The following is a 20,631-nucleotide window of genomic DNA, read 5'->3' on the forward strand; positions in this document are numbered from 1 at the left end:
AGCAGGCGTGCGGCCGAACGCGCCGCGGCGCTCGCCGATGAGCGCACGCAGGCCTGAGCCACTGATCCGCCCATACTGACCAGCCCTCACCGAACAGCCTTTCCTCCCACCCCCGACAGGAGACCCCGATGCGCTACGAAACCATCCTTTATGAACTGCGCGATGGCATCGCCGAGATCCGCCTCAACCGTCCGCAGCGCCTCAATGCCGTGACTCAGCAGCTCTATGACGAGCTCAACGATGCGCTCACCTGTGCCGAGCGGGACGGCAACGCGCGTGTGGTGCTGATTACCGGCGAAGGCCGCGCCTTTTGCGTCGGCGCCGACCTCAAGGCGCACAAGGCCGGCCGCACCGCCTTCGACCGCCGCCAGTATCTGAAGGGCGAGCAGGACGCCTGCCACCGCCTGCTGCACCTGGACAAGCCGGTGATCGCCGCGGTGAATGGCTACGCGCTGGGGGCCGGCGCCGAGATCGCGATCGCCTCGGATTTCCTGCTCATGGCCGAGAGCGCGCAGATCGGCCTGCCCGAGATCTCGATCGGCAATTTCCTCGGCGGTGGCGTCACCTGGCTGCTGCCGCGCCTGGTAGGGCTGGCCAAGGCGCGTGAGCTGGTCTTCCTCGGCGAGCGCATCCAGGGTGAGGAGGCGGTGCGCATCGGGCTGGCCAACCGCGTGTTCGCAGACGAAGGCTTTCTCGATACCGCGCGCGAGTTCGCGCGCAAGGTGGCGGGCAAGGCGCCGTTCTCGATGGCGCTGGCCAAGAAGCAGCTCAACCTGTCGGCCGAGCGCACGCTCGACGCCTGCCTCACCGCGGAGCTCGAGGGCATGATGTTCGTTGGTACGACGAAGGACTGGCAAGAAGGCGTGGATGCCTTTGCCGAGAAGCGCGCACCCGTCTTCAAGGGGGAATGACACGATGACCGAGACGACAATCCAGACCGCACCGGCCCACAAGAGCGCCCTGCACGACTTTCTCGCGCCCGACGCCATCGCCATCATCGGCGCCTCGACTGACCCCACCAAGCGCGGCTACAAGGCCATGGTCGGTCTGATCAAGGGCAACTACCGCGGCAAGGTCTACCCGATCAACCCCAAGGTGTCCGAGATCCTCGGCGTGCCCACTTGCGCCTCGCTCGACGATGTGCCCGGCACGATCGACCTGGCGCTGATCTGCACGCCGGCCAAGACCCTGCCCGGGCTGATGGCGGAATGTGGGCGCAAGGGGGTGAAAGGCGCTGTGATCCTCGCCAGCGGCTTCCGCGAGACCGGCCCCGAGGGCGCGAAGCTCGAGCAGGAGGTGCTTGACGCCGCGCGTGCCGGCGGCGTGCGCATCATCGGTCCCAACACCTCGGGCATGTTCAACCTGCACAAGAACGTGAACCTGCTCGACCTGCGCACCGCCAAGCCGGGCGACATCGGCTTCATCTCGCAGTCGGGCAACATGCTGCTGTCGCTGGTGCTGGAGGCCGAGTACAACGGCCACGTGGGCTTTTCGACCTACGTCGGCCCGGGCAACCAGACCGATGTGGGCTTCAACGACTACCTGCGCTACCTGGGCGAGGACGAGCACACCCGCGTGGCCACGCTCTACGTGGAGGGCTTCCGCGACGGCCAGCGCTTCCTGCAGGCGGCGCGCGAGATCACGCCGGTGAAGCCGGTGGTGGTGTACAAGTCCGGCGCCACCGAACTCGGCAAGAAGGCCGCCAGCTCGCACACCGGCGCGCTCGCCGGCAGCTACGCGATGACGGTGGATCTGCTGCGCCAGGTCGGCGTGAGCGTGGTGCACAACTCCGACGAGATCCTGCCCGTGGCCGAAGGCCTGGCGCTGATGCAGCAGGCGCGCGGCAAGCGCATTGCGGTGATCGCCGACGGCGGCGGTCAGGCGACCATTACTTCCGATCGCCTGTCCGAGGCCGGGCTGGCGCTGGCCGAGCTCTCCGAGGCTACACGCAAGCGCTTGGCTGAAGTCCTGTTCCCGCAAGCCTCGCTGGTGAATCCGGTGGACGTGGCGGGGAGTTCGGACGCCGACCCCGAAGTGCTCGCGCGCTGCGTGGAGATCGTGGCCGACGACGACAACGTGGATGCGGTGTTCCTGGTCGGCATGTTCGGCGGCTACCACACCCGCTTCGCCGAATCGCTGCTGGGCGGCGAGATGCGCGCGGCGGAATCCATGATCGAGTTCGCCCGCCGCGGTGACAAGCCGCTGGTGATCTACAGCCTGTACGCGCCGGTCAAGCCGCCCGCGCTGCGCCGCCTGCACGAGGCCGGCGTGCCGGTGTATGCCTCGATCGAATACGCGGTGAAGGTGCTGCAGGCGCTGGGCGAGCGCGGCCAGTACCTCGCCTGGCAGCACGGCCAGCCGCTGCAGGAAAGCGTGGCGCCTGACGAGACCATGCAGGCCATGTTCTCGCGCGCGCAGACCGAAGGCCGCGACCTGTACGAGTACGAGGCCAAGACCCTGCTGCGCACCCATGGCGTGGCGGTGGCGGGCGAGGTCGTGGCGCGCACGCCCGACGAGCTCGCCGCGGCGGCGGACGCGTTCGGCGAGCAACCGCTGGCGATGAAGGTCGTCTCCAAGGACATCCTGCACAAGTCCGACGCCGGTGGCGTCAAGCTCAACCTGGTCGGCGAGGCCGCGCTGCGCGAGGCCTTCGAGCAGATCATGGCGAGCTGCCGCGCCTACGACGCCAACGCCGACATCCGCGGCGTGCTGGTGACGCCGATGGCGAAGAAGGGCACGGAGGTCATCGTCGGCGTGGTGCGCGACCCGATCTTCGGTCCGGTGCTGATGTTCGGCCTCGGCGGCATCTTCGTCGAGATCCTCGAGGACGTGGCCTTCCGCGCCATCCCGCTGTCTCGCCGCGACGCCGAGTCCATGGTCGAGCAGCTCAAGGCGCGCAAGATCCTCGCCGGCGTGCGTGGCGAGCCGCCGGTCGACAAGGCCGCGCTGGTGGAGCTGCTGCTCAAGGTGTCGAGCATCGTCACCGCCTACCCGCAGCTCTCCGAGCTCGACCTCAACCCGGTCATCGCCTACCCTGAGGGCTACGCCGTGGTCGATGCCCGCATCATCACCAACCGCAGCGTGCTCAACCCCTGAGAGGACCGTCCATGAACCTGCCCCAGCTCACCGACGCGCTGCTCGACGTCGACAATCGCGTCGCCACCCTCACCTTCAACCGCGATGATCTGCGCAATGCGCTCACCGGCTCGGCGCTGATCGACGACCTCTGCGCCGTGGCCGACTGGATCAACGGTTGCGAAGAAGTCTCGGTGCTGGTGATGACCGGCGCCGGCGCGGCCTTCTCGTCCGGCGGCAACGTCAAGGACATGGCCGAGCGCGGCGGCGACTTCGCCGGTGACGTGGCCGAGGTCGCCGCCCGCTACCGCCGCGGCATCCAGCGCATCCCGCTCGCGCTGCAGGCGGTGGAGGTGCCGATCATCGCCGCGGTCAACGGACCGGCGATCGGCGCCGGCTTCGATCTCGCCAACATGGCCGACATCCGCATCGCTTCGACGAAGGCGAAGTTCGGCGAGACCTTCCTGAATCTGGGCATTATCCCGGGCGACGGCGGTGCGTGGTTCATGCAGCGCCTGATCGGCTACCAGCAGGCTTTCGAGCTCACGCTGTCCGGGCGCATCGTCGGCGCCGAAGAGGCGAAGGCGCTGGGCATCGTGCTCGACGTAGTCGAGCCCGAGCAGCTGCTGCCACGCGCCCGGGCCCTGGCCGCGCGCTTTGCCGCCCAGCCGCCCAAGGCCCTGCGCCTGACCAAGCGCCTGATGAAGATGGCGCAGCGCATGGAGCTGAAGGACTTCCTCGACCTGTGTGCGGCCTTCCAAGGCATGTGTCACAACGAGCCCGAGCACCTCGAGGCGGTGCATCGCATGCTGGCGGCGCAGAAGCGCTGAGCCATGCCCGCCGCCGCGCCCACGGTGCGGCGGCACAGTTTTTCTTGCCCGGGTAAGCTGCTGTTTAAAATGTGAAATTCCGTGAAACACTGGCGCGGAACCTATTCGCACGGGCGCTGAAGGCGTAGAATTACGCCCCTTGTTCACGCCTCGCAGCACGGAGCGCCTCATGCTCTACCCCACCCGTTTCGATGTCATCGTGGTCGGCGGCGGTCACGCCGGGACCGAGGCCGCGCTCGCCGCGGCGCGCATGGGCGCGGCCACGCTGTTGCTCACCCACAACATCGAGACGCTCGGCGCGATGAGCTGCAACCCCTCGATCGGCGGCATCGGCAAGGGCCACTTGGTCAAGGAGGTCGATGCGCTCGGCGGCGCGATGGCCGCAGCCACCGACGAGGGCGGCATCCAGTTCCGCATCCTCAACGCCTCCAAGGGGCCGGCGGTGCGCGCCACCCGCGCCCAGGCCGATCGCGTGCTGTACAAGGCGGCGATCCGCCGCCGGCTGGAGAACCAGCCGAACCTGTGGCTGTTCCAGCAGGCGGTGGACGACCTCACCGTGGTTGGCGACCGCGTGACCGGCGTGGTCACCCAGATCGGCCTGCGCTTCGAGGCCCCGGCGGTGGTGCTGACCGCGGGCACCTTCCTCAACGGTCTGGTGCATGTGGGGATGCAGAATTATTCCGCCGGGCGAGCGGGCGACCCGCCGGCGATCTCGCTCGGCGCGCGGCTCAAGGAGTTGGCGTTGCCGCAGGGGCGGCTGAAGACCGGCACCCCGCCACGGCTGGATGCGCGCACGATCGACTTCTCGGTGATGACCGAGCAACCGGGCGACGACCCGGTGCCGGTGTTCAGCTTCCTCGGTCGTCCCGAGCAACATCCGCGCCAGTTGCCGTGCTGGATGACGCAGACCAATGAAGGCACGCATGACGTGATCCGCGCCAACCTCGACCGTTCGCCGATGTATTCCGGTGTGATCGAGGGCGTCGGCCCGCGCTACTGCCCGTCGATCGAGGACAAGATCCACCGCTTCGCGGACAAGGATCACCACAACATCTTCCTCGAGCCCGAAGGCCTGGAGACGCACGAGATCTACCCGAACGGCATTTCCACCTCGCTGCCCTTCGACGTGCAGCTTGCGGTCGTGCGCAGCATCCGCGGTCTGGAGAATGCCCACATCCTGCGCCCCGGCTACGCGATCGAGTACGACTACTTCGACCCGCGCAACCTCAAGTCCTCGCTGGAGACCAAGTCGATCGGCGGGTTGTACTTCGCCGGCCAGATCAACGGCACCACCGGCTACGAGGAAGCCGCCGCGCAAGGCCTGCTGGCCGGCGCCAACGCCGCGCTGCAGGTGCAGGGCCGCGAACCCTGGTGTCCGCGCCGCGACGAGGCCTACCTCGGCGTGCTGGTGGACGACCTGATCACTCGCGGCGTAGCCGAGCCCTATCGCATGTTCACGTCGCGCGCCGAGTACCGCCTGTCGCTCCGCGAGGACAACGCCGACCTGCGCCTCACCGAGAAGGGCCGCGAGCTCGGCCTGGTCGACGACGCACGCTGGGCCGCCTTCTGCGCCAAGCGCGAAGCGATCGAGCGCGGCACCGCGCAGTTGAAGGCCGCGTGGGCGCGACCGGAGGCGATTCCCGCCGATGACCAGGCGCGCGTGCTCGGCAAGGCGCTCGAGCGCGAGCAGCGCTACTTCGAGCTGCTGCGCCGGCCGGAGACCAGCTACGCATCCCTGATGAGCCTGCCCGGCGCGCCGGAAGAGCGCGAGACCGATCCGCAGGTGATCGAGCAGATCGAGATCGCCGCCAAGTACCAGGGCTACATCGACCGACAGCAGGAGGAAGTCGCCAAGCAGGCGCAGGCCGAGGCCACCCGCCTGCCAGTCGACCTGGACTACGCGCAGGTGCGCGGCCTGTCCAAGGAAGTGCAGCAGAAGCTCAACCTGCACAAGCCGGAGACCATCGGTCAGGCCGGTCGTATCCAGGGCGTGACCCCGGCGGCCATCTCGCTGCTGCTGGTGTGGCTCAAGCGCCGCGACCTCGCGGCCCGGGCCGGTGGCGCGGCGAGCGATGAGGCGGTGCGGAGGCCGGCGGCATGAGCGGACGTCTGCAAGCCTACGCAGGGCAGCTGGCCGAGGGCATCGCCGCGCTTGGCCTTGCCCTGCCGCAGGAAACCGTCGACCGCCTGCTCGCTTTCGGCGAACTGCTGCTGAAGTGGAACAAGGTCTACAACCTCACCGCGATCCGCAATCCACAGGAGCTCATCACCCACCACCTGCTCGACTCGCTGGCAGTGCTGCCGCATCTGGGCGCGGTGAACAGGCTGGCCGACATCGGCTCCGGTGGGGGGCTGCCCGGCGTGGTGCTGGCCATCGTGCATCCCGGGCTGATCGTCACGTCGATCGAGACCGTGGGCAAGAAGGCGAGCTTCCAGCAGCAGGCGAAGATCGAACTTGGCCTGGGCAACTTCGGCGTGTTCAACAAGCGCGTCGAGCAGGTGCAGGCCGACGCCCTGCCCGGTGGCGCGGCCGACGGCGTGATCTCGCGCGCTTTCTCCAGCCTGGCGGATTTTGTGAACCTGTCCGGCCACCTCGTCGCGGAGGGCGGCGCGCTGTACGCGATGAAGGGCGTCAATCCGGCTGACGAGGTTGCTGCCTTGCCCGCGGGCTGGACGGTGACGGAGACCCAGGCGCTGACCGTGCCCGGCCTGGACGCCGAGCGTCATCTGCTCGTCATCCGTCGCGCGTGACACTGCGCGGGGGTGATGATGTGCGTCACTCCGGCTGATGCGCCGCCGCATTGAAGTACACTCCGGGTTTCGCGCTCTGCGTGCGATCCCTGCAAATGGAATAGCCTGATTCGACCATGGCCAAGATTTTCTGCGTTGCCAACCAGAAGGGCGGGGTGGGCAAGACCACCACCTGCGTCAACCTCGCCGCCGCGCTGCAACAGGCCGGGCAGCGCACGCTGCTGATCGATCTCGACCCGCAGGGCAACGCGACGATGGGCAGTGGCATCGACAAGCGCAGCCTGAAGAGTTCGATCTACCACCTGCTGGTCGGCCTGGTCGATCTGGCCGGGGCGCGTGTCACCTCGCCGACTGGTGGCTACGACGTACTGCCGGCCAACCGCGATCTGGCGGGCGCCGAGGTCGAACTGGTGAACCTCGAGCAGCGCGAGAAGCGTCTGCGCAATGCGCTGGCCGCCTTCGATGCCGACTACGACTTCGTCCTCATCGACTGCCCGCCCTCGCTGTCCATGCTGACGCTCAATGGCCTGTGCTGCGCCAACGGCGTCATCATCCCGATGCAGTGCGAGTATTACGCGCTCGAGGGGCTGTCCGACCTGGTGAACACCATCAAGAAGGTGCACGCCAACCTCAATCGCGACCTCAAGATCATCGGCCTGCTGCGTGTGATGTTCGACCCGCGCGTGACCCTGCAGCAACAGGTCTCGGCGCAGCTCGAGGGCCATTTCGGCGACAAGGTGTTCCGCGCCATCGTGCCGCGCAACGTGCGCCTGGCCGAGGCGCCCAGCCACGGCATCCCGGGCGTGGTGTTCGACAAGGCCGCCAAGGGCGCCCAGGCCTACATGGCCTTCGCCCACGAGATGATCGAGCGCGCCAAGACCTTCTGAACCCGGACAAGACCATGAACAAACCCAGACTCAAGGGCCTCGGCCGCGGACTCGATGCGCTGCTGGCGGCCAATCAGGAAGACGAAGCCGAGAAGGGCGAGCTGCAGATGCTGCCCACGATCGCGCTGCAGCCGGGCAAGTACCAGCCGCGCACGCGCATGGACCCGGGCTCGCTCGAGGAGCTCGCCGCTTCGATCAAGGCGCAGGGCATCATGCAGCCGATCATGGTGCGCCCGGTGGGCGACGACGCCTACGAGATCATCGCGGGCGAGCGCCGCTGGCGCGCGTCGCAGATCGCCGGTCTGGCCGAGGTGCCCTGCCTGGTGCGCGACATTCCCGACGAAGCCGCGCTGGCGATGTCGCTGATCGAGAACATCCAGCGCGAGGACCTGAACCCGCTCGAGGAGGCCAGCGGCATCCAGCGCCTGATCGACGAGTTCGAGATGACCCACCAGCAGGCCGCCGACGCCGTCGGCCGTTCGCGCCCGGCCGCGTCCAACCTGCTGCGCCTGCTCAACCTGGTCAAACCGGTGCAGGAATTGCTGATGGCAGGCGATATCGACATGGGCCATGCACGCGCGCTGCTGCCGCTCGATGGTGCCGGTCAGATCCAGCTCGCGAACCAGGTCGCTGCGCGCCAGCTTTCGGTACGCGATACCGAGCGCCTGGTGCAGCAGGTCCTCAACCCGCGCCAGAAGAAGCCCGCACCCCCGCCCGACCGCGACCTGCTGCGGCTGGAGGAGGAAGTCTCGGACGCGCTTGGCGCCACGGTGAAGATCAAGACCAGCAAGAAAGGGGCCGGCGAGCTCACGATCCGCTTCGGCAGCCTGGACCAGCTCGACGGACTGCTCGGTCGGTTGCGCTGAGCCTCCGCGGCTTCATTTTTTTTGCCGTGCCGTGCGAATGCCGCGTGCTTCATCGACCCCGGCCAGCGGCACCAGTGCCGCGGCGAAAAGCGCGATGCAGAACAGCACTGCGCCCTGAAGCCCGAACAGCCACTGCAGCAGGCCCACGGCGAAGATGCCGAAGATTGCCGCAAGCTTGCTGAACAGACCCCAGAAACCGAACAATTCGGCGGCGCGGCTCTCCGGGGCGAACATTCCGACCAGTGCGCGTCCGACCGACTGGCTTGAACCCAGGCTCAGCCCCGAAAGCAATCCTGCAAAGAGGAACACCCGCTCCGCCTCCAGCGTCAGCCCCAGCGTGCCGTTGAGGGTTGCCGTCAGCGCTTCCACGAAGTAGATCGCGAGGATTGCGAACACCCACAGAAGCAGACTGAGCGCATACGTGACGCGACCGCCGATGCGGTCCTGCAGCGCGCCGAAAGCGAGCGCACCGAGAAGGGCGGTGATCTGGACGATCACGAACATCTGCGCGCGGGTGGCTTCGCTCCAGCCGATCACTTGCGCGCCGTAGATGAACGAGAAGGCCACGATCACATAAACGCCGGCCATCGCGAACAGGATGGAGATGAACAGCCGGAACAGATCGGGAAACTCTGCCACCGAATGGACTGTCCGCAGCAGGCGCCCGTAGGCGCTGAAGATCACCGCGGGCTGCAGTGTGCGATGTCGACCGCAGGCCGGTTCGCGCAGCCAGATGAAGGTCGGGATGGCGGCGAGCAGGAAGAATGCAGCTGCGAAGGGGCCCACCCAGCGGATGCGCTCGAAGTTCTCCGCGCTGACCTCGCCCAGGAAGGCGAGCACGAATCCGGCCGATACCAGCCCGCCTGCGTAGCCGAGCGCCCAGCCATAGCCCGAGATGCGCCCAAGCTCCGTGCTGTCGCCAAGAAAGGGTAGAAAGCTCGCGATGAAGGACTCGCCGGCGGAATATGCGGCGTTGGAGAGCACGATCAGCACGAAGCCAAGCCAGACGTGGCCGGGCTCGACGAAGTAGAGCATGCCGGTGCTGGCTACCGTGAGCACGTAGCTCGCGAAGAGCAGGCGCTTCTTCGCCTGCGCGTGATCCATCACCGCCCCGAGCAGGGGGGCGCTCACCACCACGATGGCGTAGCTCAGGCACAGCGCCGCGCTCCACAGCAGGTTGCCAAGACGGTAGCCGGGTGCGTCGCCCACCACGATGCGCGTGTAGATGTCGCCAAACACCACCGTGATGATCAGCAGCGTGTAGGCCTGGTTCGCAAAATCGAACATGGCCCAGCCGAAGATCTCACGGCGGCTGGCCTTGCGGGTTCTGATCATCCTGCTTCCCTGGAGCACCCCGAAATGGATCCTCCTGCCGCGATCAGGCGTCGTCAAGTGGTACGCTGAGCCCACCGTCTTGTATAAGATACAAAACTACGTTCCCTGCACTATGCTGCATTGCACCGGAAGTTTGACTTTGCTGCGGTTAACCCCTACCATCCGCGGGATTTTGGGCGGTCGCCAGCGCCGTGAGCGCTGACGCGACAACACCGATGCTTAAAGCTGTCATACTGCAGTTGGTCGCAACACTCGTTGCAGTGCTGCTCTCGGGCGCGCTGTTCGGCGTTGCTGGTGCGATCTCCGCCGCAGGGGCAGGTTTGGCATGCGTGCTGCCAAGCTGGATGTTCGCGATGCGCTTGTCGGCCATCACGCGCAAGACCGGTTCGGCGACTGTGACCGCCTTCGTCGCAGGCGAGTTCATCAAGATCGCCTCGATAGTGGGATTGTTGGTGCTTGTGTGGGCCGTCTACCCTGACCTCCATTGGGGGGGCATGCTGGTCGGCCTGATCCTGGCACTTAAGGCGAATTTGTTTGCATTTTTGGTAAAGACCTGACCATGGCTACAGAAGGGCACGCCCCCACCGCATCCGAGTACGTCATTCACCACCTGACGCACCTCAACAACACCGGACACGCGCAAGAAAACATCGTCGACTGGAGCGTGATCAACATCGACTCGATGTTCTACTCGATCTCGCTCGGCCTGCTCACCGTTTTTCTGCTGTGGCTCGCAGCCCGCAAGGCCACCTCGGGTGTGCCCGGACGCTTCCAGGGTTTCGTCGAGATGCTCGTCGAGATGGTCGCCGACCAGGCCAAGGGCATCGTCCATAGCGCGGAATCGCGCCGCTTCGTGGCTCCGCTCGCGCTCACGGTGTTCGTGTGGATTTTCCTGATGAACGCGATGGACCTGCTGCCGGTCGATCTTCTGCCGCGGATCTGGGAGGGTGTGTACGCCGCCGGTGGTGGTGATCCGGCCCACGCCTACATGCGCGTCGTCGCAACTGCGGACCTTTCCGCGGCACTGGGGATGTCGACCGGCGTGCTGCTGCTGTGCCTCTACTACAACATCAAGATCAAGGGCGTGAGCGGCTGGGTTCACGAGCTTTTCACTGCGCCCTTCGGCAGCCACCCGCTGCTCTATCCGGTCAACTTCGCGATGCAGATCATCGAGTTCGTCGCCAAGACGGTCTCTCACGGCATGCGACTGTTCGGCAACATGTATGCAGGCGAGCTGGTCTTCATCCTGATCGCGCTGCTCGGTGGTACGGCCACGGTCTTCGGATTCCTGGGGCATGTCGTCGCAGGCACCGTGTGGGCGATCTTCCACATCCTGATCATCACGCTCCAGGCCTTCATCTTCATGATGCTGACGCTGGTGTATGTCGGTCAGGCCCACGAAAGCCACTAAGTTCCGGTTTCATCTTCAACGCAGTACCTGGTTTTTAAACTCACTTCCCCACTAAGGAGTCGTCATGGAAAACGTTCTGGGTTTTGTTGCTCTGGCTGCTGGTCTGATCATCGGTCTGGGTGCCATCGGTGCTTGTATCGGTATCGGCATCATGGGTTCCAAGTACCTCGAAGCCTCGGCCCGTCAGCCCGAGCTGATGAACGCGCTGCAGACCAAGATGTTCCTGCTCGCCGGTCTGATCGACGCCGCGTTCCTGATCGGCGTTGGTATCGCCATGATGTTCGCCTTCGCCAACCCGTTCCAGCTCTGATCGGTTCGAGTTCATCCTTTTTTGAACCAACCTGAGGGCCAAGAACCGTGAATTTGAACGCAACCCTGATAGCCCAGCTCGTTGTGTTCTTCATTCTGGCGTGGTTCACGATGAAATTCGTGTGGCCGCCCATCGTGAAGGCACTGGATGAGCGTGCGAAGAAAATCGCCGACGGGCTGACAGCTGCGGACAAGGCCAAGGCCGATCTGGCGCTCGCCGAAAAGAAGGTCGTCGAGGAACTGCGCAAGGCCCGCGAATCCGCGGGTGACGTGCGCGCCTCCGCTGAAAAGCAGGCGAGCCAGCTGATCGACGAAGCCCGCGCCGAAGCCAGCCGCATCATCTCCGCCGCCCGTGAGGCCGCCGAGACCGAAGCCGGCGCCGCCACCCAGCGTGCCAAGGAAGCCCTGCGCGACCAGGTCGCTCATCTGGCGATCGCAGGTGCAGAGAAGATCCTGCGCCGCGAGATCAATGCCGAGGTGCATGCTGAACTGCTTGCCAACCTGAAACAGGAACTGCACTAAGTCATGGCCGAGAACGTCACCATCGCGCGCCCTTATGCGGATGCCGCCTTCGAGCTGGCTCGCGGGGCAGATGCGCTGGGGCCTTGGTCGGAAGCGCTGGACCGGCTTGCCTTCGTGGCGGCCGACTCCGGCATGAAGGCGTGTTTCAGCGACCCCAGTCTGTCGTCGAGCCAGCTCCATGAGCTGGTGCTCGGCGTTGCCGGGGACCTGACCGCCGAGCAGCAGAATTTCGTTCGTGTTCTCGTGGACAACGACCGTCTGCTGGTGCTTCCGGAGATCCGTGACCTGTTCGTTCAACTGAAGAACGAACACGAAGGCGTCCTGGAGGCCCAAATCGCCTCCGCCTTCCCGCTCGACGATGCCGCGCTGGCAGCGTTGAAGGCAGACCTCGAAGACCGCTTCAAGGCCGCCGTCAATGTCAATGTCAGCATCGACCCCGAACTCATCGGTGGGGTCCGCATCGCCGTGGGCGACGAAGTGATCGACGCCTCGGTCCGCGGCAAGCTCGCGAACATGGCCGCTGCGCTTAAGAACTAGGAGCATACATACATGCAACTCAACCCCTCTGAAATCAGTGATCTGATTAAGAGCCGGATCCAGAACCTGCAGCTCGCTGCCACGTCGCGCAACGAGGGCACGGTGGTTTCCGTCACAGACGGTATCTGCCGCGTTCACGGTCTGACCGACGTCATGCAAGGCGAAATGCTGGAGTTCCCCGGCAACACGTACGGCATGGCGCTCAACCTCGAGCGTGATTCCGTCGGCGCGGTGGTCCTCGGCGAGTACGAGCACATCACCGAAGGCGACATCGTCAAGGCGACCGGCCGCATTCTCGAAGTGCCCGTCGGCCCCGAACTGGTCGGCCGCGTCGTGAATGCGCTGGGTCAGCCGATCGACGGCAAGGGCCCGATCAACGCCAAGCTCACCGACAAGATCGAGAAGGTCGCTCCGGGTGTCATCGCCCGTAAGTCGGTTTCGCAGCCGGTGCAGACCGGCCTGAAGTCGGTCGACTCGATGGTGCCGATCGGCCGTGGCCAGCGCGAGCTGATCATCGGTGACCGCCAGACCGGCAAGACTGCGGTCGCGGTCGACGCGATCATCAACCAGAAGGGCCAGGACATGTACTGCGTGTACGTGGCCATCGGCCAGAAGGCTTCGACTGTAGCCAACGTCGTGCGCAAGCTGGAAGAGAACGGCGCGATGGAATACACCATCGTCGTCGCCGCCACCGCGTCGGAATCGGCTGCCATGCAGTATCTGGCCGCCTACGCCGGCTGCACCATGGGCGAGTATTTCCGCGACCGCGGCATGGATGCGCTGATCGTCTATGACGACCTGACCAAGCAGGCCTGGGCCTACCGCCAGGTTTCGCTGCTGCTGCGTCGTCCGCCGGGCCGTGAAGCCTACCCGGGTGACGTGTTCTACCTGCACTCCCGCCTGCTCGAGCGCGCCGCGCGCGTCAACGAAGACTACGTTGAGAAGTTCACCAACGGCGAAGTCAAGGGCAAGACCGGTTCGCTGACCGCTCTTCCGGTCATCGAGACGCAGGCCGGCGACGTGTCCGCCTTCGTGCCGACCAACGTGATCTCGATTACTGACGGTCAGATCTTCCTGGAAACCGACCTCTTCAACGCCGGTATCCGTCCCGCGATCAACGCCGGTATCTCGGTGTCCCGCGTCGGTGGCGCCGCGCAGACCAAGGTCGTCAAGAAGCTGTCCGGCGGTATCCGTACCGACCTCGCGCAGTATCGCGAACTCGCCGCGTTCGCCCAGTTCGCCTCGGATCTGGACGATGCGACCCGCAAGCAGCTCGAGCGTGGCCGCCGCGTGACCGAACTGATGAAGCAGGCCCAGTACTCGCCGATGTCGATCGCCGACATGGCCATCGTGCTGTACGCGGTGAACAACGGCTACTTCGACGACGTTGACGTGGGTCGCGTGTTGGCCTTCGAGGCTGCGATGCTGCAGTTCGTCAAGACCAAGCAGGCTGCTCTGGTCTCTTCGATCCTGAGCAAGAAGGAACTGGACGCCGACGGCGAAAAGACCCTGGCTGCTGCGATCGCCGAGTTCAAGAAGAGCTGGGCCTAAGGCCGGCGAGGGAGACGGAATATGGCTAGCGGTAAGGAAATCCGTACCAAGATCAAGAGCGTGCAAAACACGCGCAAGATCACCAAGGCCATGGAGATGGTGGCTGCGTCCAAGATGCGCAAGGCGCAGGACCGGATGCGTGCTGCCCGCCCCTTTGCCGAAAAGATCCGCCGACTCGCCGCGAACCTGTCCCAGGCCAATGTGACCGACTACAAGCACCCCTTCCTGGTCCGTAAGGACCAGGTCAAGCGGGTGGGCTTGATCCTGGTGACCACCGACAAGGGTTTGTGCGGTGGCCTCAACACCAACGTCCAGCGTATCGCGCTCAACGCGATGAAGGACTGGGAGTCCTCGGGCGTGACCGAGATCCGTGCCTGCGCAATCGGCAACAAGGGTCTGGGCTTCATGCAGCGCATGGGCGCCAAGGTGGTGTCGAACGTCACCCAGTTGGGTGACACCCCGCACCTGGAAAAGCTGATCGGTCCGGTCAAGGTCATGCTCGACGCGTTCCAGAACGACGAGCTCGACGCGGTTTACCTGGCCTACACCCGCTTCGTGAACACCATGAAGCAGGAACCGGTGCTCGAGCAGCTGCTCCCGCTCACCGGCGAGAAGCTGGGCACGCCCGACAGCTCGTGGGACTATCTCTACGAGCCGGATCCGCAGGTTGTCATCGACGAGCTGCTGGTACGTTACGTCGAGGCGCTGGTCTATCAGGCCGTGGCCGAGAACATGGCATCCGAACAGAGCGCGCGCATGGTGGCAATGAAGGCCGCTTCCGACAATGCCAAGAACGTGATTGGCGAACTGCAGCTGGTCTACAACAAGACCCGCCAGGCCGCAATCACGAAGGAGCTGTCGGAAATCGTCGGCGGCGCCGCCGCGGTGTAACGGATTATTGATTTAAGGATATGACGATGAGTCAAGGTACGATCGTTCAGTGCATCGGCGCCGTGGTGGACATCCAGTTCCCGCGCGAATCGATGCCCAAGGTGTATGACGCCCTGAAGCTCGAGGACGCTGCCGACTCCTTCGCCGAAGCTGGCCTGACCTTCGAGGTCCAGCAGCAGCTCGGCGACGGCGTGGTGCGTACCATCGCGCTGGGTTCTTCCGACGGCCTGCGCCGCGGCATGAAGGTTTCCGGCACGGGCAAGCCGATCTCCGTTCCGGTTGGTCACGGCACGCTGGGCCGCATCATGGACGTGCTGGGTCGCCCGATCGACGAGGCCGGCCCGATCGAGACCGACGAGCTGCGCGCGATTCACCAGAAGGCGCCGAAGTTCGACGAGCTGTCGCCGTCGGTCGAGCTGCTCGAAACCGGCATCAAGGTGATCGACCTGATCTGCCCGTTCGCCAAGGGCGGCAAGGTGGGCCTGTTCGGTGGCGCCGGCGTTGGCAAGACCGTGAACATGATGGAGCTGATCAACAACATCGCGAAGCAGCACTCCGGTCTGTCGGTGTTCGCTGGCGTGGGTGAGCGTACTCGTGAGGGTAACGACTTCTACCACGAGATGAAGGACTCCAACGTTCTCGACAAGGTCGCGATGGTGTTCGGCCAGATGAACGAGCCCCCGGGCAACCGTCTGCGCGTGGCGCTGACCGGCCTGACCATGGCCGAGCGTTTCCGTGACGAAGGCCGTGACATCCTGTTCTTCGTGGATAACATCTACCGCTACACCCTGGCCGGTACCGAAGTGTCCGCGCTGCTGGGCCGTATGCCTTCCGCGGTGGGTTACCAGCCGACGCTGGCCGAGGAAATGGGCCGTCTGCAGGAGCGAATCACCTCCACCAAGGTGGGCTCGATCACGTCGATCCAGGCGGTGTATGTGCCGGCGGACGACTTGACCGACCCCTCGCCTGCGACCACCTTCCTGCACCTGGACTCCACCGTGGTGCTGTCGCGTGACATCGCCGCGCTGGGTATCTACCCCGCAGTCGATCCGCTCGACTCCACCTCGCGCCAGCTGGATCCGCTGGTCGTGGGTGAAGAGCACTACGGTGTCGCCCGCCAGGTCCAGCAGACCCTGCAGAAGTACAAGGAACTGCGCGACATCATCGCGATTCTGGGCATGGATGAACTGTCGCCGGAAGACAAGCTCGCCGTGGCCCGTGCGCGCAAGATCCAGCGCTTCCTGTCGCAGCCCTTCCACGTGGCGGAAGTGTTCACCGGTTCGCCCGGCAAGTACGTCTCGCTGAAGGATACGATCAAGGGCTTCAAGATGATCGTCAGCGGCGAACTGGACAGTCTGCCGGAACAGGCCTTCTACATGGTCGGCAACATCGACGAGGCCATCGAGAAGGCGAAGAAGCTGCAGTAATTCGTCCGCCCGCGCGGCGCTTCGGTGCCGCGCGGATTTGAAAAGGAAACGACATGGCTATGACGGTTCACGTCGACATCGTCAGCGCGGAAGAGCAGATCTTCTCCGGGCTGGCGGAATTCGTCGCGCTGCCTGGCGAGACGGGTGAACTCGGCATCCTGCCTGGACACATGCCGCTCATGACCCGGATCAAGCCGGGTGCGGTGCGGGTGCGTGCCCAGAATGCGACTGAAGAGGAACTCGTCTTCGTCGCGGGTGGCCTGCTGGAGGTTCAACCGGGTCTGGTGACGGTGCTTGCCGATACCGCGATTCGGGGCAAGGATCTGGACGAAGCAAAGGCGCTCGAAGCCAAGCGCAAGGCAGAGGAAGCCATGGCGAACCAGACCGCACGTCTGGACTACGCCAAGGCCCAGGCTGAGCTCATGGAGGCGGTTGCGCAGTTGGCCGCAATCCAGCGTCTGCGTAAGCGCGGCCACTGATCGCAGCCGCTAGCAGCAAAGAAGCAGCCTACGGGCTGCTTTTTTTTCAGATGTTCTGCGCGCGACCCGTCAGTGCTTCCGTTCCAGCTTCGTGACACGTTTTTCCAGACGTGCAAGGTCGTCCCGCAAGGCGATGAGCTGCTGCGTGAAGGGAACAAGGAAGGCGCGGGGAGTCAGCACGGAGGCCTCCTCGGTCAGGTATTCTGCAAGGCTGCCGCCAGCGCGCTCCATCGAGCGTTTGCCTTCATCGAGCACCTTGCGTCCACTGCCCACAATCCGGTGCGCGGCAATGTCCCCGAACAGGCGGGACAGATCCTCTTCTGCGTCCCAGCGCAGATGGCGGAACACGAAGCCGAGCGCCTCGGCAAACTCGGCGTTACCTTCGATGCGTACGTGGCGCATCGCAGAGCCGAGGCCATTGGCAAGCAGTTGCGGGAGTTCGGCGAGTGCGAAGCGGAGCGTGACTTCGGGCTCGCCTTCACCCGCCCACTCTGAAAACTGCCCGTCGGCCGCGATGCAGAAGTCGATCTCCCCGAGCGGAGCAAGCGCCAGGCGTGCCGTGCGTCCGGCGTGGGGCTGCAGCCGCTGACGCGCCCAGCCAGATTGGGAGAGGAGATGGTTGGTGGCGGAGAGAAAGACGCTGGAAAGCATGGTTCAAGCCTTTTCGGGAGAGCGTGCGCGACGCATTGGCCGGACTTGGTGCAGCGACCGCCTGGGTCGGCCCCGGCATGAAAAAACGGATCGCGCCCGGTGGCGCGATCGTGACCTTCATGCTGTCGCGTGCACAGGAGCGGCCTGCGGGCCGCGCCACAGCACCCGCCGGCTCACTGAGACTGCTGGACCCCAGCGATCAGCCAGCCGCCGCTGCCGGCAAGCGGCTTGGTAAGGTGCCAGATTTCGCTGAAGGCTTCCGGCGCCGCGTCCGTCTGTTCGCGAAGCAGACCACTGAAGCGCACGCTGACCACGTAGCGGCTGTCCTCTTCGGCCACGTCGATCACCTCTGCATCGAGTTCGACCACGTCGGTGCGCTGTTCTGCGCCGCGACGCTCGTTGATCTGCATGGCGAGCTCCGCGAACACCTCGGGGGTGGTGAACTCGCGCAGGTCGTCGAGGTTGCCGGTGTCGTTGGCCGCCTGCAGGCGGATGAAGTTGAGCTTGGCCTGGCGGGCGAAGCCGTCGGCGTCGAAGCCGGACGCGCGGGCCCGTTCAAGGCCGGTGTTGGCCGGGGCGCCCGACGTCAGCGGCTGTTGTGCCTGAAAGGCAGCGGGTGCGCCGCTGCCCGCCTGTGCGCCTGCGTACTGCAGGCCACCCTGGCGGCTGGATGCGCCCCCGCGACGGAAGATCAGACGGAACAGGAAGAAGGCTGCCGCAGCGAGCAGGAGCAGCATCACGAAGTTCGCAAAGCCCTCGCCGAGGCCGAGGTGCGAGAACAGCGCGGCGAGACCGAGACCCGCTGCGAGGCCCGCGATCGGGCCCATCCACGAGCGTTTGGGCTGCGCGGCCGCGCCAGCGGTTGGGGCCTGCTGCTGCGTGGCGGCGGGCTGACGTGGTTGCTGCGCCGGCGGGGTGGCGTTGCGCTTCATGCCGAAACTGCTGCCGCCCCCAAGGCGCTTGGCTTCGGCTTCGGGAACCGCAAAGCCGAACGATACGACGGCAACCAGCAGCGTGATGAGAAGGTGCTTCATTGTGCGTTTGTCTCCAGGTTCAGATCTTGTAACCGCGGTGCAGGGCGACGACGCCTGCCGTCAGGTTGAAGTAGTCGACCCGGCCGAGGCCGGCTTGTTCCATCATCGCCTTCAATTCTTCCTGACCGGGGTGCATGCGGATGGATTCCGCCAGATAGCGATAGCTGTCCGCATCGTCTGCCACCTTCGCGCCCATCCAGGGCAAGAGCTTGAAGGAGTACAGATCGTAAATCGGCGACAGCGGCTTCCAGACGCGCGAGAACTCGAGTACCAGCAGGCGGCCGCCCGGACGCAGCACGCGCCGCATCTCCGCGATGGCTGCGTCCTTGTGGGTCATGTTGCGCAGGCCGAAGGCGACCGTGACACAGTCGAACCAGTCGTCCGGGAAGGGCAGCTTCTCGGCATTGCACTGTGCTGCGGGCATGGCGTAGCCGCGGTCGACCATGCGGTCGCGGCCAATTGAAAGCATGGCGTGGTTGATGTCCGTCAGCCACACCTGTCCGCTGCGGCCCACCTTGCGTGCGAACGCAAGCGAGAGATCCGCAGTGCCGCCGGCGACGTCGAGCACGCGGTCGCCCTCCCGCACGCCCGAGATCTGGATGGTGAAGTGCTTCCACAGACGGTGCAGTCCGAAGGACATGAGATCGTTCATCACGTCGTACTTCTGCGCCACCGAGGAGAAGACCTCGGCCACCTTCTTTTCCTTCACTTCCTCGGCGACGGTCTCGAAGCCGAAATGGGTCGTCTTGTCACGCATGATCTGCTCAGTGTTGATGGCCGCACCCGCCCTTGGCGCGGGCAGGCGGAGGAGGGACCTTGGCGGGGTCGCGCGTGCCACCGTTGCGCTCCAGCGCCTCCAGGTACGCGCTCCAGAGTTCTTCCTGGTGGCTGGCGATGGAGTACAGGTAGTCCCATGAATACAGCCCGCTGTCGTGGCCGTCGGAGAACACCGGCTTGATCGCGTAGTTGCCGACAGGGTGGATGTCGACGATGTCCACGTCGCGTTTGCCTTGCTGCAGGGTTTCCTGCCCAGGGCCGTGTCCGCGTACTTCGGCCGACGGCGAATAGACGCGGAGGAACTCGAAGGGAAGCGTGAAGCGGCTGCCGTCGTCGAAGGCAATCTCGAGAAGCTTCGACAGGCTGTGCAGGGTGATCTCGGTAGGGATCGGAGTGGTTTCGTCGAGTCCGGCCATGGCGTCAATCCCGGTTCAGGGGCCACAATCATACCCGAATCGCCGGGGCTGGTTTCCGGCCAGTCGGGCGCGGGTCTGTTTCGCTTCCATGACCTGTCATCAAAGCGTCAAGGACCTGAAATACACTGCGCCTGCCGACAACAGGGAGTTCAGGCATGCCAGCGAACATTCTTCTCGTGGAAGACGAGCCTGCGATCCAGGAGCTGATCGCCGCCAACCTGGCGCGCGCCGGTCACCATGTGGTGCGCGCCGCCGATGCCGAAACCGCACAGCGCATCGTGCGCGAGGCGCTGCCCGATCTCGTCCTGCTGGACTGGATGCTGCCCGGTGCCTCGGGCGTGGAGTTCGCACGCCGCCTGCGTGCGGACGAGCGTACGCGCGAGCTGCCGATCATCATGCTCACCGCACGCGGTGAGGAGCAGGACAAGGTCACCGGTCTGGAGATCGGTGCCGATGACTATGTGACCAAGCCGTTCAGCCCGCGCGAACTCGTCGCGCGCATCAAGGCGGTGCTGAGGCGCCGCGCGCCGCAGGTCACCGAGGACGCGGTCGAACTTGGTGGGCTGCGTCTGGACCCCGCCACTCACCGCGTCACCGCAGGAGAGGCTGCGCTGTCGCTCGGGCCGACCGAGTTTCGCCTGCTCCACTTCCTGATGACGCATCCGGAGCGGGTGCATTCGCGTGCCCAGTTGCTGGACCAGGTCTGGGGCGACCACGTATTCGTCGAGGAGCGTACGGTCGATGTGCATATCCGCCGGCTGCGGAGCGCGCTCGAGACCAGCGGCCACGATGGGTTGATCCAGACTGTGCGCGGCAGCGGCTATCGCTTCTCGGTCCAGGTGGCGAACCCCGCCACCCCCGCCTGAGGCAGAGGCCGCCGCC

At 65.3% G+C, this 20,631-nt stretch carries 22 protein-coding genes; 17 read left to right on the forward strand and 5 right to left on the reverse strand.

All coding sequences use genetic code 11. The features are described 5' to 3' along the window. Positions 1-128 precede the first annotated feature (128 nt). From ACNKW1_RS09625 to ACNKW1_RS09655, 7 genes are all read left to right on the forward strand, one after another. Complete coding sequence (locus ACNKW1_RS09625) at positions 129-911, forward strand: enoyl-CoA hydratase/isomerase family protein (protein WP_418364373.1); 783 nt, start codon at positions 129-131, stop codon at positions 909-911. A gap of 4 nt (positions 912-915) precedes the next feature. Beyond that, positions 916-3,096, forward strand: a complete 2,181-nt coding sequence (locus ACNKW1_RS09630) for an acetate--CoA ligase family protein (RefSeq protein ID WP_418364374.1) — start codon at positions 916-918, stop codon at positions 3,094-3,096. An 11-nt stretch (positions 3,097-3,107) separates the two neighbouring features. After that, positions 3,108-3,905, forward strand: a complete 798-nt coding sequence (locus ACNKW1_RS09635; protein ID WP_418364375.1) for an enoyl-CoA hydratase-related protein — start codon at positions 3,108-3,110, stop codon at positions 3,903-3,905. A gap of 169 nt (positions 3,906-4,074) precedes the next feature. After that, positions 4,075-6,006 carry a tRNA uridine-5-carboxymethylaminomethyl(34) synthesis enzyme MnmG gene (gene mnmG / locus ACNKW1_RS09640; protein WP_418364376.1) on the forward strand — a complete coding sequence of 644 codons (1,932 nt, stop codon included), beginning with the start codon at positions 4,075-4,077 and terminating at the stop codon, positions 6,004-6,006. Further along, a complete protein-coding gene (rsmG, locus tag ACNKW1_RS09645) occupies positions 6,003-6,656 on the forward strand; it encodes a 16S rRNA (guanine(527)-N(7))-methyltransferase RsmG (RefSeq protein WP_418364377.1) in 654 nt (217 codons plus the stop codon). Before mnmG ends, rsmG begins: the two co-directional genes overlap by 4 nt. Before the next feature lie 116 nt (positions 6,657-6,772). Next, the gene (locus ACNKW1_RS09650) at positions 6,773-7,543 is read left to right on the forward strand and encodes a ParA family protein (RefSeq protein WP_418364378.1); all 771 of its coding nucleotides are present in this window, start codon (positions 6,773-6,775) and stop codon (positions 7,541-7,543) included. A 14-nt stretch (positions 7,544-7,557) separates the two neighbouring features. Further along, entirely contained in the window at positions 7,558-8,409 is an 852-nt protein-coding gene (locus ACNKW1_RS09655) for a ParB/RepB/Spo0J family partition protein (RefSeq protein WP_418364379.1), read from the forward strand. Between the two features lie 12 nt (positions 8,410-8,421). Here ACNKW1_RS09655 and ACNKW1_RS09660 read toward each other — a convergent pair whose 3' ends face one another. After that, the gene (locus tag ACNKW1_RS09660) at positions 8,422-9,744 is read right to left on the reverse strand and encodes an MFS transporter (RefSeq protein WP_418364380.1); all 1,323 of its coding nucleotides are present in this window, start codon (positions 9,742-9,744) and stop codon (positions 8,422-8,424) included. A 215-nt stretch (positions 9,745-9,959) separates the two neighbouring features. Between ACNKW1_RS09660 and ACNKW1_RS09665 the strand changes: the two genes are divergently transcribed. The 9 genes from ACNKW1_RS09665 (at position 9,960) to ACNKW1_RS09705 (ending at position 16,871) form a co-directional block, all read left to right on the forward strand. After that, positions 9,960-10,301: an ATP synthase subunit I gene (locus ACNKW1_RS09665; RefSeq protein ID WP_418364381.1), complete on the forward strand. Its 342-nt coding sequence runs from the start codon at positions 9,960-9,962 to the stop codon at positions 10,299-10,301. A gap of 2 nt (positions 10,302-10,303) precedes the next feature. Next, the gene (gene atpB / locus ACNKW1_RS09670; protein WP_418364382.1) at positions 10,304-11,155 is read left to right on the forward strand and encodes a F0F1 ATP synthase subunit A; all 852 of its coding nucleotides are present in this window, start codon (positions 10,304-10,306) and stop codon (positions 11,153-11,155) included. A gap of 64 nt (positions 11,156-11,219) precedes the next feature. Next, positions 11,220-11,465 (forward strand): F0F1 ATP synthase subunit C, encoded by a 246-nt coding sequence (atpE, locus tag ACNKW1_RS09675; protein ID WP_002925444.1) that lies wholly within the window; start codon positions 11,220-11,222, stop codon positions 11,463-11,465. Between the two features lie 47 nt (positions 11,466-11,512). After that, complete coding sequence (locus ACNKW1_RS09680) at positions 11,513-11,986, forward strand: F0F1 ATP synthase subunit B (protein ID WP_418364383.1); 474 nt, start codon at positions 11,513-11,515, stop codon at positions 11,984-11,986. 3 nt (positions 11,987-11,989) lie between these two features. After that, positions 11,990-12,523 (forward strand): F0F1 ATP synthase subunit delta, encoded by a 534-nt coding sequence (locus ACNKW1_RS09685; protein ID WP_418364384.1) that lies wholly within the window; start codon positions 11,990-11,992, stop codon positions 12,521-12,523. A gap of 12 nt (positions 12,524-12,535) precedes the next feature. Next, on the forward strand, positions 12,536-14,074 hold the full coding sequence (gene atpA, locus ACNKW1_RS09690; protein WP_418364385.1) for a F0F1 ATP synthase subunit alpha: 1,539 nt from the start codon (positions 12,536-12,538) through the stop codon (positions 14,072-14,074). Between the two features lie 21 nt (positions 14,075-14,095). Beyond that, positions 14,096-14,965, forward strand: coding sequence for a F0F1 ATP synthase subunit gamma (gene atpG / locus ACNKW1_RS09695; protein WP_094269682.1), 870 nt, complete (start codon positions 14,096-14,098; stop codon positions 14,963-14,965). A gap of 26 nt (positions 14,966-14,991) precedes the next feature. Beyond that, the gene (gene atpD / locus ACNKW1_RS09700; RefSeq protein WP_418364386.1) at positions 14,992-16,392 is read left to right on the forward strand and encodes a F0F1 ATP synthase subunit beta; all 1,401 of its coding nucleotides are present in this window, start codon (positions 14,992-14,994) and stop codon (positions 16,390-16,392) included. Between the two features lie 53 nt (positions 16,393-16,445). Further along, positions 16,446-16,871: a F0F1 ATP synthase subunit epsilon gene (locus tag ACNKW1_RS09705; protein ID WP_418364387.1), complete on the forward strand. Its 426-nt coding sequence runs from the start codon at positions 16,446-16,448 to the stop codon at positions 16,869-16,871. A gap of 69 nt (positions 16,872-16,940) precedes the next feature. Here ACNKW1_RS09705 and ACNKW1_RS09710 read toward each other — a convergent pair whose 3' ends face one another. From ACNKW1_RS09710 to ACNKW1_RS09725, 4 genes are all read right to left on the reverse strand, one after another. Next, a complete protein-coding gene (locus ACNKW1_RS09710) occupies positions 16,941-17,522 on the reverse strand; it encodes a ubiquinone biosynthesis accessory factor UbiJ (RefSeq protein WP_418364388.1) in 582 nt (193 codons plus the stop codon). A 173-nt stretch (positions 17,523-17,695) separates the two neighbouring features. After that, positions 17,696-18,556 (reverse strand): Tim44 domain-containing protein, encoded by an 861-nt coding sequence (locus tag ACNKW1_RS09715; RefSeq protein WP_418364389.1) that lies wholly within the window; start codon positions 18,554-18,556, stop codon positions 17,696-17,698. A gap of 19 nt (positions 18,557-18,575) precedes the next feature. Further along, on the reverse strand, positions 18,576-19,313 hold the full coding sequence (ubiE, locus tag ACNKW1_RS09720) for a bifunctional demethylmenaquinone methyltransferase/2-methoxy-6-polyprenyl-1,4-benzoquinol methylase UbiE (protein WP_418364390.1): 738 nt from the start codon (positions 19,311-19,313) through the stop codon (positions 18,576-18,578). Between the two features lie 7 nt (positions 19,314-19,320). After that, positions 19,321-19,749, reverse strand: coding sequence for a gamma-butyrobetaine hydroxylase-like domain-containing protein (locus ACNKW1_RS09725; RefSeq protein WP_418364391.1), 429 nt, complete (start codon positions 19,747-19,749; stop codon positions 19,321-19,323). A gap of 155 nt (positions 19,750-19,904) precedes the next feature. Here ACNKW1_RS09725 and phoB point away from each other — a divergent pair, with 155 nt between their 5' ends. Beyond that, complete coding sequence (phoB, locus tag ACNKW1_RS09730; RefSeq protein ID WP_418364392.1) at positions 19,905-20,615, forward strand: phosphate regulon transcriptional regulator PhoB; 711 nt, start codon at positions 19,905-19,907, stop codon at positions 20,613-20,615. The last annotated feature ends 16 nt before the right edge of the window (positions 20,616-20,631 follow it).

This window comes from Thauera sp. WH-2, from assembly GCF_048321015.1.
GTDB lineage: Bacteria > Pseudomonadota > Gammaproteobacteria > Burkholderiales > Rhodocyclaceae > Thauera.

Bases quoted from the DNA above. Each gene is read 5' to 3' on its own strand.
- ACNKW1_RS09625 (WP_418364373.1), top strand. From the start codon at position 129: ATGCGCTACGAAACCATCCTTTATGAACTGCGCGATGGCATCGCCGAG.
- ACNKW1_RS09630 (WP_418364374.1), top strand. From the start codon at position 916: ATGACCGAGACGACAATCCAGACCGCACCGGCCCACAAGAGCGCCCTG.
- ACNKW1_RS09635 (WP_418364375.1), top strand. From the start codon at position 3,108: ATGAACCTGCCCCAGCTCACCGACGCGCTGCTCGACGTCGACAATCGC.
- mnmG (WP_418364376.1), top strand. From the start codon at position 4,075: ATGCTCTACCCCACCCGTTTCGATGTCATCGTGGTCGGCGGCGGTCAC.
- rsmG (WP_418364377.1), top strand. From the start codon at position 6,003: ATGAGCGGACGTCTGCAAGCCTACGCAGGGCAGCTGGCCGAGGGCATC.
- ACNKW1_RS09650 (WP_418364378.1), top strand. From the start codon at position 6,773: ATGGCCAAGATTTTCTGCGTTGCCAACCAGAAGGGCGGGGTGGGCAAG.
- ACNKW1_RS09655 (WP_418364379.1), top strand. From the start codon at position 7,558: ATGAACAAACCCAGACTCAAGGGCCTCGGCCGCGGACTCGATGCGCTG.
- ACNKW1_RS09660 (WP_418364380.1), bottom strand. From the start codon at position 9,744: ATGATCAGAACCCGCAAGGCCAGCCGCCGTGAGATCTTCGGCTGGGCC.
- ACNKW1_RS09665 (WP_418364381.1), top strand. From the start codon at position 9,960: ATGCTTAAAGCTGTCATACTGCAGTTGGTCGCAACACTCGTTGCAGTG.
- atpB (WP_418364382.1), top strand. From the start codon at position 10,304: ATGGCTACAGAAGGGCACGCCCCCACCGCATCCGAGTACGTCATTCAC.
- atpE (WP_002925444.1), top strand. From the start codon at position 11,220: ATGGAAAACGTTCTGGGTTTTGTTGCTCTGGCTGCTGGTCTGATCATC.
- ACNKW1_RS09685 (WP_418364384.1), top strand. From the start codon at position 11,990: ATGGCCGAGAACGTCACCATCGCGCGCCCTTATGCGGATGCCGCCTTC.
- atpA (WP_418364385.1), top strand. From the start codon at position 12,536: ATGCAACTCAACCCCTCTGAAATCAGTGATCTGATTAAGAGCCGGATC.
- atpG (WP_094269682.1), top strand. From the start codon at position 14,096: ATGGCTAGCGGTAAGGAAATCCGTACCAAGATCAAGAGCGTGCAAAAC.
- atpD (WP_418364386.1), top strand. From the start codon at position 14,992: ATGAGTCAAGGTACGATCGTTCAGTGCATCGGCGCCGTGGTGGACATC.
- ACNKW1_RS09705 (WP_418364387.1), top strand. From the start codon at position 16,446: ATGGCTATGACGGTTCACGTCGACATCGTCAGCGCGGAAGAGCAGATC.
- ACNKW1_RS09710 (WP_418364388.1), bottom strand. From the start codon at position 17,522: ATGCTTTCCAGCGTCTTTCTCTCCGCCACCAACCATCTCCTCTCCCAA.
- ACNKW1_RS09715 (WP_418364389.1), bottom strand. From the start codon at position 18,556: ATGAAGCACCTTCTCATCACGCTGCTGGTTGCCGTCGTATCGTTCGGC.
- ubiE (WP_418364390.1), bottom strand. From the start codon at position 19,313: ATGCGTGACAAGACGACCCATTTCGGCTTCGAGACCGTCGCCGAGGAA.
- ACNKW1_RS09725 (WP_418364391.1), bottom strand. From the start codon at position 19,749: ATGGCCGGACTCGACGAAACCACTCCGATCCCTACCGAGATCACCCTG.
- phoB (WP_418364392.1), top strand. From the start codon at position 19,905: ATGCCAGCGAACATTCTTCTCGTGGAAGACGAGCCTGCGATCCAGGAG.